The sequence below is a fragment of the Bacillus paranthracis genome, assembly GCF_024296885.1.
GTDB classification, from domain to species: Bacteria; Bacillota; Bacilli; order Bacillales; family Bacillaceae_G; genus Bacillus_A; species Bacillus_A paranthracis.
Window position 1 is genome coordinate 1,037,046 of record NZ_CP101135.1, and the last position, 14,220, is coordinate 1,051,265.

The 14,220-nt window shown below is 33.1% G+C and carries 19 protein-coding genes; 13 read left to right on the forward strand and 6 right to left on the reverse strand.

Translation table 11 applies throughout. The features are described 5' to 3' along the window. Positions 1-27: 27 nt before the first annotated feature. A complete protein-coding gene (locus NLJ82_RS05225) occupies positions 28-279 on the forward strand; it encodes a GlsB/YeaQ/YmgE family stress response membrane protein (protein WP_000522902.1) in 252 nt (83 codons plus the stop codon). A gap of 181 nt (positions 280-460) precedes the next feature. Here the strand turns inward: NLJ82_RS05225 and NLJ82_RS05230 are convergent, their stop codons facing one another. Next, complete coding sequence (locus NLJ82_RS05230; RefSeq protein WP_000390995.1) at positions 461-661, reverse strand: hypothetical protein; 201 nt, start codon at positions 659-661, stop codon at positions 461-463. 197 nt (positions 662-858) lie between these two features. On the opposite strand from NLJ82_RS05230, the gene rsbV reads away from it, so the two are divergent. The 5 genes from rsbV (at position 859) to NLJ82_RS05255 (ending at position 4,254) form a co-directional block, all read left to right on the forward strand. Beyond that, entirely contained in the window at positions 859-1,197 is a 339-nt protein-coding gene (rsbV, locus tag NLJ82_RS05235; protein WP_041185163.1) for an anti sigma b factor antagonist RsbV, read from the forward strand. A 6-nt stretch (positions 1,198-1,203) separates the two neighbouring features. Further along, positions 1,204-1,686 (forward strand): anti-sigma B factor RsbW, encoded by a 483-nt coding sequence (rsbW, locus tag NLJ82_RS05240; protein WP_000970575.1) that lies wholly within the window; start codon positions 1,204-1,206, stop codon positions 1,684-1,686. After that, positions 1,649-2,425: an RNA polymerase sigma factor SigB gene (gene sigB / locus NLJ82_RS05245; protein WP_041185164.1), complete on the forward strand. Its 777-nt coding sequence runs from the start codon at positions 1,649-1,651 to the stop codon at positions 2,423-2,425. Before rsbW ends, sigB begins: the two co-directional genes overlap by 38 nt. Before the next feature lie 70 nt (positions 2,426-2,495). Next, complete coding sequence (locus NLJ82_RS05250) at positions 2,496-2,936, forward strand: ferritin-like domain-containing protein (protein ID WP_000017748.1); 441 nt, start codon at positions 2,496-2,498, stop codon at positions 2,934-2,936. Between the two features lie 175 nt (positions 2,937-3,111). Next, complete coding sequence (locus NLJ82_RS05255; RefSeq protein WP_000025554.1) at positions 3,112-4,254, forward strand: fused response regulator/phosphatase; 1,143 nt, start codon at positions 3,112-3,114, stop codon at positions 4,252-4,254. Positions 4,255-4,292: 38 nt separating this feature from the next. Here NLJ82_RS05255 and NLJ82_RS05260 read toward each other — a convergent pair whose 3' ends face one another. The 3 genes from NLJ82_RS05260 to NLJ82_RS05270 all read right to left on the reverse strand — a co-directional run bounded on the left by NLJ82_RS05260 (position 4,293) and on the right by NLJ82_RS05270 (position 8,314). Then, positions 4,293-5,150: a CheR family methyltransferase gene (locus tag NLJ82_RS05260; RefSeq protein WP_000429026.1), complete on the reverse strand. Its 858-nt coding sequence runs from the start codon at positions 5,148-5,150 to the stop codon at positions 4,293-4,295. A 16-nt stretch (positions 5,151-5,166) separates the two neighbouring features. Beyond that, entirely contained in the window at positions 5,167-7,857 is a 2,691-nt protein-coding gene (locus NLJ82_RS05265; protein WP_000836717.1) for an ATP-binding protein, read from the reverse strand. A 205-nt stretch (positions 7,858-8,062) separates the two neighbouring features. Next, the gene (locus NLJ82_RS05270) at positions 8,063-8,314 is read right to left on the reverse strand and encodes a hypothetical protein (RefSeq protein ID WP_000991341.1); all 252 of its coding nucleotides are present in this window, start codon (positions 8,312-8,314) and stop codon (positions 8,063-8,065) included. A 208-nt stretch (positions 8,315-8,522) separates the two neighbouring features. Here NLJ82_RS05270 and NLJ82_RS05275 point away from each other — a divergent pair, with 208 nt between their 5' ends. From NLJ82_RS05275 to NLJ82_RS05295, 5 genes are all read left to right on the forward strand, one after another. After that, a complete protein-coding gene (locus tag NLJ82_RS05275) occupies positions 8,523-8,660 on the forward strand; it encodes a hypothetical protein (protein WP_000359816.1) in 138 nt (45 codons plus the stop codon). A 39-nt stretch (positions 8,661-8,699) separates the two neighbouring features. After that, on the forward strand, positions 8,700-9,230 hold the full coding sequence (locus tag NLJ82_RS05280; protein WP_001055600.1) for a general stress protein: 531 nt from the start codon (positions 8,700-8,702) through the stop codon (positions 9,228-9,230). A 125-nt stretch (positions 9,231-9,355) separates the two neighbouring features. Then, positions 9,356-9,559, forward strand: a complete 204-nt coding sequence (locus tag NLJ82_RS05285; protein WP_000635854.1) for a DUF4028 family protein — start codon at positions 9,356-9,358, stop codon at positions 9,557-9,559. A 136-nt stretch (positions 9,560-9,695) separates the two neighbouring features. Then, on the forward strand, positions 9,696-10,007 hold the full coding sequence (locus NLJ82_RS05290; protein ID WP_000637511.1) for a YbjQ family protein: 312 nt from the start codon (positions 9,696-9,698) through the stop codon (positions 10,005-10,007). Positions 10,008-10,443: 436 nt separating this feature from the next. Next, entirely contained in the window at positions 10,444-10,590 is a 147-nt protein-coding gene (locus tag NLJ82_RS05295; protein ID WP_000498643.1) for a hypothetical protein, read from the forward strand. A gap of 95 nt (positions 10,591-10,685) precedes the next feature. Here the strand turns inward: NLJ82_RS05295 and NLJ82_RS05300 are convergent, their stop codons facing one another. Both NLJ82_RS05300 and NLJ82_RS05305 read right to left on the reverse strand, forming a co-directional pair. After that, positions 10,686-10,991, reverse strand: a complete 306-nt coding sequence (locus NLJ82_RS05300) for a hypothetical protein (RefSeq protein ID WP_000264236.1) — start codon at positions 10,989-10,991, stop codon at positions 10,686-10,688. A 616-nt stretch (positions 10,992-11,607) separates the two neighbouring features. Continuing rightward, positions 11,608-12,579 (reverse strand): zinc-dependent alcohol dehydrogenase family protein, encoded by a 972-nt coding sequence (locus NLJ82_RS05305; protein ID WP_000546055.1) that lies wholly within the window; start codon positions 12,577-12,579, stop codon positions 11,608-11,610. Between the two features lie 353 nt (positions 12,580-12,932). On the opposite strand from NLJ82_RS05305, the gene NLJ82_RS05310 reads away from it, so the two are divergent. Continuing rightward, entirely contained in the window at positions 12,933-13,496 is a 564-nt protein-coding gene (locus NLJ82_RS05310) for a DUF4352 domain-containing protein (RefSeq protein ID WP_000515998.1), read from the forward strand. A 79-nt stretch (positions 13,497-13,575) separates the two neighbouring features. Further along, positions 13,576-14,160 (forward strand): hypothetical protein, encoded by a 585-nt coding sequence (locus tag NLJ82_RS05315; protein ID WP_001036904.1) that lies wholly within the window; start codon positions 13,576-13,578, stop codon positions 14,158-14,160. Positions 14,161-14,220 lie beyond the last annotated feature (60 nt).

The following is a 14,220-nucleotide window of genomic DNA, read 5'->3' on the forward strand; positions in this document are numbered from 1 at the left end:
TATAAAACGAATATAGGAGGGTTAATTGTGGGACTGATTATTACGTGTATTGTAGGTGGACTTATTGGTGCGTTAGCTGGAATGATTACGGGAAAAGACTTCCCTTTAGGTATAGTTGGTAATGTGATTGCTGGTTTAATTGGATCTTGGGTAGGTAGTGCGTTATTTGGTCATTGGGGTCCTGAATGGGGAGGCATCTTTATTCTTCCAGCTTTATTAGGTGCAATCGTCTTTATTTTAATCGTTACATTCTTCTCTAGAATGTTGCGGAAAGCGTAAGTATGATAATGAATAGTAATCTTAAGTTTATTATATATAGCTATAAAATTAATGAACTGATAAATATACATAAAAAAGCATCCAATTAAACTAATTTGGATGCTTTTTTAATGTAATCTACATAGGAATGAGTGGAGGATGAAGAACCCCCACTCATTGAAATTACAATTTCTATTATGTATTAAACCATCGTTACTTTTTTACAATTATTTATTCTTACGACCTGCCTTGGTTCTATATGAGATAAGTCCTCGTTATTACCTATATCAACTACAATTGTATTCGTTAGTATATTAATAATGGAACCAACTAATTTTGTAGCATGATCGTGTCGATAAGAAAATTGAACAAAATCTCCTTTTTTAAAATTGTGCTCTTCCATAGATAGATCCCCCTAAAAATAATGTTTATAGATTATATATACACAAATTTATAAGGTTTAAACATTTGGTAGTATTTTTTACGTGTTAAGCCGAGAAAGGTGTGGAAAATTTATTTATAATAAAAATAAAAAAATATGTTTAAAACTAATTTTTATGGGTAATTAACATAGTAGTAGTTTGAGATAAGGGGGCGGAAATGATGAATTTGGGAATAAATATTTTGCAAAATGATGTAGGTTATACGGTACAGCTTAATGGTGAAATTGATGCGTATACGGCATCAGATTTAAAAAATAAGATTATGCCTATTGCAGGCGAAAAAGAGGTTTATATTGTCGTAGATTTTACTGAGGTAGAGTATATGGATAGTACAGGTTTAGGTGTTTTTATAGCGCTATTAAAAGCGGTTAAGAAAAATAATGGAAAACTAGAGTTTATTGGTGTATCTAAAAGGTTAAAAAGATTATTTGATATTACAGGGTTAACAGAAATATTAAATTTGAATTCCGATTTTGAAAAAGTAGAAAGAAGGTGACTAGGGATGATGGAGAGATTTGAAAAGATAGAAATGAAAATTCCTGCAAAGGCAGAATATGTGGCTATTATTCGTTTAACAATGGCTGGTGTTGCAAATCGAATGGGCTTTGCTTATGACGATATAGAAGATATGAAAATTGCTATTAGTGAAGCATGTACAAATATTGTACAACATGCATATAAAGAAGACGTTGGAGAAATTGCAATTGTCTTTGGGCTATATGAAGATCGATTAGAAATTATGGTTGCGGATAATGGGGTTAGCTTTGATTTTAACAACTTAAGAAGTAAGGTTGGCCCGTATGATATTAGTAAACCAGTAGAACATTTGCCGGAAAATGGTTTAGGTTTATATTTAATCAATACGTTAATGGATGATATACAAATCATGCATGATGAGGGCATGACAGTTTTAATGACAAAATATATACAAAGAGAGCAGGTGGAGAATGATGGAAATCCAATCTCAACCTACAACTCTTACTAAAGAAGACGTTATGAAACTAATTGCAGAATTTCAACAAAATCAATGTGATGAAGCGCAAGAAAGGTTAGTTGAGCATTATAAAAATCTCGTATATTCCATTGCATATCGCTATTCAAAAGGCGGGCCGATGCATGAGGATATTATACAGGTGGGAATGTTAGGGCTCTTAGGCGCAATAAGAAGGTATGATTATTCGATAGGGAATGCCTTTGAGCCTTTTGCAATACCTACGATAGTAGGGGAAATAAAGAAGTATTTGCGTGATAAAACTTGGGGCATTCACGTTCCAAGGCGAATTAAAGATTTAGGCGGAAAAATTAAACTTGCGATAGAGGAGCTAACAGATCGCCTGCAGCGTTCACCGAAGATTATAGAGATTGCAGATCATTTAGGACTATCCGAGGAGGAAGTACTAGAAATTATGGATGCGAAAAATAATTATCGAGTATCTTCCTTAGATGATGTAGTTGAAAATGCATCTGATGGAAGTTCGGTAGCGAGAATTGAATCTGTAGGTGAAGTAGAGCAAGGATATGAAGAGACAGAAAGGCGTCTCGTTTTAAAGGATATTTTTAACGTATTAAATGATACGGAAAAGAGTGTTATTCATTATATATTTGGAGAAAATTTAAATCAAAAAGATACAGGGGAACGGTTAGGTATTTCACAAATGCACGTTTCTCGTATTAAAAGACAAGCAATAAGTAAATTGAAACAAGCCGCATTTTTAGATACATAAAAAATTTAAAATAATGATGTTTAAAACATGAGAAAAGGGGTACGTATTAAGTATAGGAGGAGATATAAAAATGTCACACGATGTGAAAGAACTAATCGAAGGATTGAATGAAGATTTAGCAGGAGAATACTCAGCAATTATTATGTATAACCATAATGCAGCTACAGTTTCTGGTATATATAGACAAGTGTTAAAACCTTTCTTTGAATCTGAAATTAGTGATGAACAAGGACATGCCCTATATTTAGCGGAGAAAATTAAGACGTTAGGTGGTACACCTACTACGATCCCTTTACCAGTGAAACAAGTAGAAGACGTTAGAGAAATGTTAGAAGAAGCTAGAAAGTCAGAATATGAAACAATTAAGCGTTATGAAAAGAGAAAAGAACAAGCAGCGAAATTAAATATGACAGAGTTAGTTGTAAAGTTAGAAGATATGATCGCAGATGAAACAAATCATATGGAAGAATTGGATCGTCTTTTAAGTGATAAAGCAATGGTGCTAAATTAAAAGTGGAAACTTATAGAGTGAAAGAACAAACTCTCATTTCTGGGGGTTTGTTCTTTTGCTATATAAAAAATATGTTTGAGTAGGAAATTTTCATTTTATAACTGAGTATGTAATACTAGAAAAATAGAAAATAATAATCGATTTACATTTTATATAAGAAAAGGGGAAATCACTTGTGTCCATTTTAATTGTAGATGATAATCCGGTGAATATCTTTGTAATTAAGAAGATTTTAAAACAAGCTGGATATCAGGATCTTGTATCACTTAATTCTGCACAAGAGCTTTTCGAATACATCCATTTTGGAAAAGATTCTTCCAGGCATAATGAAATAGATTTAATACTATTAGATATTATGATGCCTGAAATTGATGGACTTGAAGTTTGTAGGCGATTACAAAAAGAAGAGAAGTTTAAAGATATTCCTATTATTTTTGTAACAGCTTTAGAAGATGCGAATAAATTAGCTGAAGCACTTGATATAGGTGCAATGGATTATATTACAAAACCAATAAATAAGGTTGAATTGTTAGCGCGTATGCGTGTAGCACTACGCTTGAAATCGGAATTAAATTGGCATAAAGAACAGGAAGAAAATCTTCGGAATGAACTAGATTTAGCTACGCAAGTACAAAGAAACTTATTAAGTAGCCCATTAAGAGAAGAACACATAAAAATCGAAGCAAGTTACTTACCTTCATTTAAACTAGCTGGAGATATGTATTACTGGTATAAAATCGATGAAAACCGCTACGGTATTATATTATTAGATGTGATGGGACATGGTGTATCTGCTTCCTTAGTTTGCATGTTCATTTCGTCTGTATTACGTGAAACGATTAAATGTTTAATCGATCCAGAACTTGTCATGAAAGACTTAAATAAATATATGACTCTTTTACATAATGAGAATGACAATATTCCATATTATTTTACAGCGATATACTTAGTAGTTAATACAGAAGATAGAACGATTGAATATGTAAATGCAGGACATCCTTCTGGATATGTTTTAGTTGATGAAACAAATGTAGTGGAACTAAATCGCGGGAGTTGTGCGGTAGGATTTTTTGATGAGATAAAAGTTGAAAAGACAGTTATACCTTTTGAGAAAAATGCTCAAATCGTATTGTTTACAGATGGTGTACTTGAAGCAATAGCAAGTGATGAGTTTGAGGCTGAAGAGAAATTACGTAATTTTACAGAAAGAAAATGGGGAGAGTTAGAAGAAGAGATAGAAGGGTTTTACAAGGAAGAACAGAAGGAAGCACAATCAGATGATATGTGTCTTATCATGATACAAGCGAATGCGAAATAAAAAGCGTATGAAATCCAAATAGAGGATTTCATACGCTTTTATTGTATTTTTTGATAGATTTGTTCGTGTGGATTAAATTGCGTATAATGCGGCATGATATCCGAGAAACGAAGAGTTTCTTTATTTCCTAAACATAGGAATCCATTGTGACTTAAACTTTCATAAAATAGTTGCTGTACTTGGTTTTGAAGTTTACTTGTAAAGTAAATTAAAACGTTACGGCAAAGGATAATATGAAATTCGTTAAAAGATTGATCGGTTACTAAATTATGTTGTGCAAAAATAATGTTTTGTAACAGTGAAGGATTAAAATAAGCAAAACGACTATCCGTTGAATAATAGTTAGAAAATGCTTGTGTACCGCCAGCTTGTAAATAATTTTTCGTATAAGTTTGCATTTTATTTAATGGAAGAATACCTTGTTTTGCTTTTTCTAACACATCTGTATTCATATCTGTTGCGTAAATAATAGCTTTTTCACTTAATCCTTCTTCATGAAGTAAGATGGACATAGATAATACTTCTTCACCAGTTGCGCATCCAGCGTGCCAAATTCTAATTTCAGGATGCTTTCTTAATTCAGGAATAACATGCTCTCTTAGCGCCTTAAAAAAGATAGGGTTACGGAACATCTCAGTTACATTGATCGAGAAATCATTTAATAACTGTTCTAAAACCCCTTCCTCGTGAATTACTTTTTCTATTAATTTTGAAATGGTAGGGATATTAGAAATCTGCATTCGATTACAAATCCGCCTATAAATAGATGTGCGAGCGTATTGGCGAAAATCAAATCCTGATAGTTTAAATACCGCTTCTAATAGTAAGTCAATTTCTAAGTTCGTACGCTTATCCATATCTACTGATGGATCAAAATTATAATACTTATTTTCCACTGAAACGAAACCTCACTTATTTTATTAACCATACACTCATTACCGAATAGAGTTGATGTAAATTTAATGGTTTACTTATATAATCTGAAGCGCCAGCAGATAAACATTTTTCCTTATCATTTGGCATTGCTTTAGCAGTTAATGCGATAATAGGTATTTCATGTAACCCTAAGTTCATTCGGATATGTTCCATCGTTTCATAACCGTCCATATTTGGCATCATAATATCCATTAAAATAAGGTCGATATTTGTATTGTTTTTTAGTATTTCTAAACACTCTAGGCCGTTTTGTGCAGTAATGATATTGGCATGGTGTTTTTTTAATGCATTCTGTAATGCAAATATATTTCGATGATCATCATCGACAATTAAAATGGTTTTCTCTTGGAAGACATTATTTGTTTCTGGAAGAACGATGGTTTCCTCAACAACTTCAGCAGGAATAACTTCATCTACCGTTGCTGCGACTTCTAAATTGGATACTTGTATATCAGTTAATCCGTTTGGAAGGTTAGGAATATATACGGTGAAAGTACTGCCTTCTCCTACATTACTTTCTAACGTAATCCAACCACCTAATAGTCTAGCAAACTCTTTACAAATAGATAAACCTAATCCTGTACCACCATACTTCCGAATCGTTGCGCCATCTGCCTGTTGAAAGGCTTCGAAAATAAGTTGATGCTGTTCTTTAGCGATACCAATACCAGTATCTTTTACTGAAATTGATATCCAGTCTTTACTTATAGACTGCATATCATGACTCAAGTTGCTTGTTTCTACCGAATCGAAATGTAAAGAGACGGATCCTTTTTCCGTGAATTTAAATGCATTGGATAATAAGTTTTTAATAATTTGTTCAATCCGTTTTGCATCTGTATAAAACAGATCAGGAATCGTGTCACTGTCTTCAACAGTAAATTCAACATTTTTTTGTGCAGCGATATGTAAGAAGTTTTGCTGCATACTTGCTGCCATATCACTTATATTTGTTGCTTCAAAAATAACATCTAGTTTTCCAGCTTCTACTTTAGATAAATCTAGTATGTCATTAATTAAAGTAAGCAAATCTTTCCCTGATGAATGAATGACGGTTGCTAATTCAATTTCATCATCGGATAAATGATTATCATGATTTTCTTTTAACATTTCAGATAATAGTAAAATACTATTTAATGGTGTACGTAATTCATGTGACATATTTGCTAGGAATTCTGATTTGTATTTTGAGCTACGTAACAACTCGCTTGCTTTTTCTTCTAATTCTAATTTAGTCACTTGTAAGTCAGCTGTCTTTTGCTCGGCCTCTTCCGTTCTAGACTCTAACTGTTCGTTCGTTGTTCTTAATTCCTCGGCTTGCATTTGTAGTTCTTCCGCTTGCGTTTGCAATTCTTCAGATTGAACTTGTAACTCTTCTGTCATTGCTTGTGATTCATGTAAAAGAGTTTGAATTCGCATACGTCCCATAATACTATGGATTGTTAAACCTAGATTATCAACAGTTTGGTGAATTAAATCTTGATGTAAATCTGAAATGTCAGTTACACTCACTAACTCCATTACTGCAATCACTTCATCCTCAAATAAGACAGGGATGACTAGTAAATTTTTAGGGCGTATTTCTAATAATCCAGTAGTAACGTAACGAAACTCTTCAGGTATGTCCCTAAGAATAAAACTTTTCTTTTCTAAAGCAGACTGTCCAATGAAACCTTCACCCATTTTAATAGATTGTTTTCCAATATCAATACCTTGATCGGCGAAAGAAGCTTTTTTCACAAAGTAGACAGTTTCTTCAACTTCTTCACGTACATAGAATGCACCGCAAGAAGTCTGCGTTTTTTGTATAATGCCACTCAAAATTTTGTTACCTAACATCTCAATAGAAGATACACCTTGATACATTAAAATTAATTCTGCAATCTCCGTTTGTAACCACTCTCTTTTCGATATTTCGTCTAGCAGATGGTTCGTTGTATGAGCAAGATCTTTTATTTCATCATGTGTATTTACATGAATTCTTTCCGTAATTTTTTCTTTAGAAGAAATGGATTTAATAGCTTGAATTACATTTTTAATCGTTTTTGTAATGGAATTGGAAATATAAAGTGAAACGATAATAGAAATACAAGATAGTAAGAACAATAAACTGTATAACCAACGCTCTAATTTATTATTTGCAGTATCTAATTGTGCAGCTCTTTTTTTCGTTAGTTGTTCCTCAGTGCTCCGGAAGTCAGTTAGTTGTGATTGTAATGATTGGATTTCGGTAGTGTCGATTTCTTGTATTTTATTACTATTATGATTTGCAATTAACGGGTGAATCTCTTTATTCATCCAATTAGTAATGTTTCCATTAATCTCTTTTAATTTTTCTTGCTGAGATGGATTATCTTCTAATAAAGAAAAAAGATTATGGTAATGTTTTTCATAATCTCTTTCGGCAGAGTTAAGAGATTGCAAATAGTTCGCGTTATTAGAAGTGATAAAGCCTTTCGCTTTATTTTCAATTGTTAGCAAGTCTTTCTCCACTTGATTCGTTAAATTGAGAACTTTAAAATCGTGATCAATAATAAAATTGCGAGATTTTTGTAAATTGGAAATCTGATTGTTTAACATAATAAAAGAAATAAGTAAAAACAAAATGATAACTAAATAACCAGCCATAATTTTGTAGCGAATACTAAATTTTGCTTTCGATTTCATTAAAAATTCCTACCTTCAAGGTTATTAAAAGTTTTCTATTTTAAAGAATGAAAAACGTAATATATATTATATCAGTTTTCATAGGGCTAAACTAGAAATCCCCCTATTGTATTAGGGGGTCTCGTTTTGAATAGAGGAAATCATTTTGAAGTATAAAACTATGTATGAAAAATAACAATCGAGGGAATAGGGGATAATAAAACCTTTAAGAAGGAAAGAGTGTTCTTAAAGCTCTTTTTGCATCTATTCCTTCAAATATAAATAATACAAGCTCTCTCTTTTTTATAGTAAGGAAAAATGATACTAATGTGCTTAAGTTTTTAATAGAAGTAAGTGTTCCTCGTTTACTTATAAATACATTCGTTTGAAATGTTGTCATTAAAGCATAAAAATGATGAATCTGCGTTATTGTAGGTGTTTCATTATAAAGAATAGTAGTAGAGTGAATGGCGTTCATCGTAATTTTCCTTTCCATATAATAAGCATAACAATATAAACGTACCCGTTTTAAAAAAAGTTAAACATATAAATAAGAAAAAATATAATTATAGCTTTTTACGTTTAGAAAGGGGTAAGAAGGGTATACATATACCATAAAGAGATTGAACGAAGATGAATTGTAAGGTTTTATACTTTTACTTTAAATAAAAAGGAGACTGTTACATATGGATAAAATGATAACGGATATTACATTTGATTTCATTTACTTGTTAAGTAGTTCTCTTGTAGTCCTTTTATTATTAGCATTTTTCGTAAATGGTTATGTGAATAAAAAAATAAGTGTATATAAAAACGAAGAGTAATAAAGATACGTTATATAAAATTTTAGGAGGTTAATAGTTATGAATATGGATAGAAAAATAGTAGGTGTTTTTCCAACAATTGATGATGCGGCACTCGTTATTAATGAATTAAAGGAAAAAGGATACCCGGCAGATAACATTTCAGCTATTGCGAAAGATCAAAAGGAAATTGAACAGCTGGAAGAAAAATCAGGTGAGAAAGTGAATCATGAAACTGCACATAAAGGAGATATCTTTTCAGCGACAGGGCTTGTAGCTGGAGGAGTAGCAGGCGGACTCGGAGGTTTATTAACAGGTCTTGGTGTACTTGCTGTATCTGGACTGGGCCCAATTGTAGCAGCGGGACCGATCGCAGCAGCTATTGGGGGAGCCGGTATTGGCGGAGGAGCTGGAAGTTTAATAGGAGCATTTATTGGCTTAGGAATCCCTGAAGACCATGCTAAGAAATATGAAGAATACATTTACGATGGAAATATATTAATTTTAGTAGATGCAAAATTAGATGATAAGTTAGAAATCTACAAAATATTTGATAAGCATCATGCTTATAACTCTGATTTCTTTAAATAAAATGTAAACAAAGTAAATATCGTTTTTGATCTTACAACTTTGGCGCGACCGAGGAGTCGTATGACTATAAGAGAGGAAGGGCTTATGGTAAAAGATCAAGTTTCAGAGAGAAGGGGTGTCTTGTCGTGATTGTAAAAATATTAAAGGATAGTAGTAATAGCTTCCTTTGTACAGTGCAAAATAAAAATGGAGAGAAGTATGTAAAGAAATGGTTTCATAAACAGGGAAACAAGGAAGAATTAGGACGACCAACTTTTAAAGAAGTAGAACGCGACTGGAAAGAAAATAGAGAATCGTTTATGTATCCTAATGTTAAAGCGCTTTATTAAACAAAATAGTCGCTGTATTCTTACAAAACTGTCACATTCCTGTAAGGTAATTCAATAGATTAGTTGTTTGTTCCGTGTCATAATAAAGACATAAGAAAGCTAATTAAAACTACAACTTATTAGGAGAGTGTCAGTCATGATTGTAACAACAACGTCTGGAATTCAAGGTAAAGAAATTATTGAGTATATCGATATTGTAAATGGTGAAGCTATTATGGGTGCAAATATTGTCCGCGATTTATTTGCTTCTGTTCGTGATGTTGTCGGTGGTCGTGCTGGTTCTTACGAAAGTAAGCTAAAAGAAGCTCGTGATATCGCAATGGATGAAATGAAAGAACTTGCAAAACAAAAAGGTGCGAACGCTATCGTTGGCGTTGACGTAGATTACGAAGTAGTTCGTGATGGAATGTTAATGGTTGCTGTAAGTGGTACAGCTGTACGTATATAAGTAAATAAAAAAACAGGCTCACCCCTCGAAGATTATGCTTCGAGGGGATTTTTTTGTTCATAACTAAAGGTAAGAGGGAGAAGAGCCAATATACTAGCCGGCTTATTTCAAATGTAGTATATTATTTTTAAAGGTAAAAGTAATAATATGGAAAAATATTAACTTTATGACAAATAATAAAATTGTCATTTGAGGTAAGAAGAGAAATAATGGTATGAATAGCCTTAGAGAGTGTATAGTTTATAGAAATAAACGATTGAGCATGTAAAGAGTTATAGTACATAAAATTTATCCCGCGCTAACGGACAGTAAAACTCTCACCTCAAAATTTCAATTGGAGCAAAGAAGTTAGGTGGGAGATCAACTGTCCGTAAACGTCCGATTGGTGAGATCTGATTAAAGTTTTACTTTATAAAGGATTGGAGGCAATTACATTATGTTTTGGTTAGGGGGTTTTTTAGGCTACATTGTAGGTTCAGTTATTACATGTGCTTTACTTTACTATGGATATAGATCTAGTGAAAATAAAAAAGCGGATATACGAAAGAGGGAGGAGAGGAAAATCAATCAAAAAGGTGTATAGGATGTGGAACGTAAGGTGATTACGTTGATGCCAAAATAAAGGACAGTACATATTGGATATGACGACTATGTACTGTCCTATTTATTCTTTTTGAATTAGGAAAAGTTATTTGCTGTCTTACTATAAATTTTATAGGCGAAATAACCAAATAAATAGCCTATTCCGGTCCCTAAACTAACTGAAAGCAGGGAGAAGTCCGGGAAAAACATGCCGAAAATCAAGCCGATCATACAACCAATAAACATTCCTATTGGTATTAAACTGTCTAATAAAATTTGAGCCTCATTTGATTTTTTCTTACCCAATTTGCCGTGCTTATATTTATGTTCCAATCTTTTTATTACAAATACTACAATTCCCCCGACTATTAGAACAGGCGCGATTGCCGAAATGAACCACATGTTAGAAGCTCCTTTCACCTTTTAATAGAATTATACCAAAAAATTACAATTATAGACTGCTAAACGTACTATCTAGTCTATTTAAAAGGTAAATGCAAAAGACTTCTTCTTTTGCATTTAATAACTCGTCAAAAACACTTTCCGATACGATAAACTTAACTAAATCTATACAATTCAATCAAATTTATCTTGTTCAACTAAGGGCGCAATTCCTTAGCCAGTTCTCTTATGAACTTCTCATGTTTTCACATGAGCGCAGACTATATGTTTATCTCTTTAAAGATAGAGGATTTTTCCATCACCATAGGCTTGTGATGTAATCTCGTCAGTTATACGAGATAGTCGTTGAACGTTCATCTTATCACTTTTGACTTAGATGATTCGAGGCGGAAGACCCATTGTTCTAGTGTTTAGGATTTAACCTTGCACGATCTGATTGATTTTTTCTGCTTTCGCAACATTCACGCTCGCCATTTCTAGCCACGTTGTAGTTCAATCAGCTTTAGGGATTGCCCGCAGTTAACCCTCACTACTAGCCAATCACTTGACTAGCAGGGCTTACTGATATATTTAATTAACTTTCGTTATAATTGGTTAAATAAATCATAACAGTTAGTTACCCTTTCGTTTTCTCAGCGGACTGTACAACATCAACCGCCGTTTTCACATCCGCTAAGTCATATGTAGAATGTACTTTCATAAAACGTAATTGCTTATTTTCTACTAAGTGAATTAAATGACGAAACGTTTCTTGCCATTTATATGGTGACACTTCTTTATTCCAATGTCGTAAATGAAATATGTTCGCGTGCACTTTTGCTTTCGTGACAATCTCTGCCCAGTTAACTTGTACACCTGATAGAAGGCCGATCGTTAAAAAATGCCCGTTTGGACGTAAGGAGAAAGCTAATTCATTTCCATCTGGTCCCCCGATAGAATCAATTGCAGCATCCGCACCGAGCCCGTTCGTTAATTCCATAACGGTTTCATAAAGCGGGGTAGTGGAAGTATCGATTACATGATGAGCGCCAAGCTGAAGTAATTCGTCTGTATGTTTACTATTTCTTGTTACGGCAATGAGTTGGAAATTTAAAATTTGCGATAACTGCGCAAAAAGATGGCCAATAGCGGATCCACAAGCATTTACTAATAAAACGTCATTTCGTTTTAAGTTTAGCGTTTCTGTACATGTAACCCACGCTGTAAGGGGATTAATATACATTTGTGCCGCTGTGAAATCATCAATGGTATCAGGAATAGGGATTACAAAATCAGCTGATGTTTTCACATATTCTTGCCAAGTACCTTCTCCGCGTAACGGTAAAACACGTTTGCCGATCAGGTCTCTAGAAACAAAAGCTCCCACATCTTCTACAATACCAACACCTTCATAACCAGGTATGTTAGGTAACGGAATTCTATGTGCATACGCTCCGGTAATGGGAATTAAGTCAGATGGATTAATTGGTCTAACTAACATACGAACGAGAACTTCATTTTCTTTTAATGGTTCTATATTTTTATATTCAACTTGTAATACATCTTTTGGGTTGCCAAACTTGTGAAATTGAATGTGTTTTCCGTGCAAGATAAATGTGCCCCCTTAGTTTGATTGGGTTTATTATAGCATTTATAGCTTGTGCACATATCGCGTTAACGATAGATAAAAGTGAACAGAAAGGTGTTATATATACATTTGATGGAATTGAGAGAGAAATTTTAAATAAGGTAAATTTTCCAGAGTAATGTAGTTATAGGAGGTAATTAATAGTTTTTTTTACAAATAAACACTTATTATTCCATATAAAGGTGAAAAGGGAGTATTTACCCCAAAAATGTCGTTTTTTAATTTTTCCTTCGACAAAATACGACATAATACAATCAGGTCATCTGATATGATAAGTTCGTAAATCTTACATATTATCATTGGAGGAAATATTCATGGGTAAAATTTTTAAGTTTGGATGTTTAGGATTCATCGGTTTAATCGTACTAGGTATCATTGGATCGGCATTAGGTGGCGGAGATGATGAAAAAGAAAAATCTTCTACAGAGCCAAAGCAAGAAACTAGTGCTCCAGCTACTAAAGAAGAACCTAAAAAAGAACTTTCTAAAGAAGGCGAGTCTTCTAAAGTTAAAATCGCTGTAGGATCTGTTGAATCAGTGGATTCTGTAGGTGGCGAATATTTAAAAGAAAAAGCACAAGGTGTGTTTAAAGTAGTTGAAGTTACAGTTACAAATAATCAAAAAGATGCTATTACTGTTGATGCTAACAGCTTCAAATTAGTTGATAATAAAGATCGTGAATTTACGTACTCTACACAAGCTCAAACAGCTTTCGATGTAGGTAACGGTGGTAAGTCTGATTTCTTCTTAAAACAACTTAACCCTGGTTTATCTCAAACAGGTAAAATAATCTTTGATGTTCCTGCCGACGCACAAGGATTAGTTTTAAAAGCTCGTGGCGGTATGACAGGAAAAGAAATTAAATTAAAAGTGGAATAGTTAAAGGCACTCAAATGAGTGCTTTTATTTTTCCTTCCCAAATACAATTTAACAATTACGCATAAATGGAGGAATCAGCATGAACAAAAAGGTAATCGGAGGGATTTTAGGTGTTATTGTAATCATCATAGCTCTTGTGAGTATGAACGTATTACAAAAAAACGCTAAAGAAACCGAAGAAAAAAAGAAGCGTGAAGCTAGTTATGTTCAAGCAGCAGCGGAATTTTATGATAATATCGGACTAATGGGATTTGTTGCTGATCTTGTTTTACCACAATATTCACAGGCCTGGTCTAAAGCTATTGATGATCGCCGAGATTTTAATATCGCTGTAAATGCTAAGAAAAACTCAAATGATACAATAATTTCCCAAGCAGCTGTAATATATAATGATATGGAAGGGCAATTAAAAACTGTTTCTGAAGCTGCAAAAGAAAATCCAGATAAGTATAAAGAACTTTATGATGAATACAAAAAGATGTATGGGACCATTACATCTTTAAAGGAACAAACTGAATCACCTAGTGGGACCTTAATGACATTTAACCAAAATGCAAATATGTTATTTCAGGAATACAAGAAGTATAAAGGAAATATCGATGTGGTTGTATCTGAGGATATAAAAAGTGAAGTTGAAAAGTTAAAAGAAAAAAACAAGAAATAATTAAAATCGTAATTGAAGTTTTCAAAAGCAAGAAGCTACTTTTAGAGTAGCTTCTTCTAT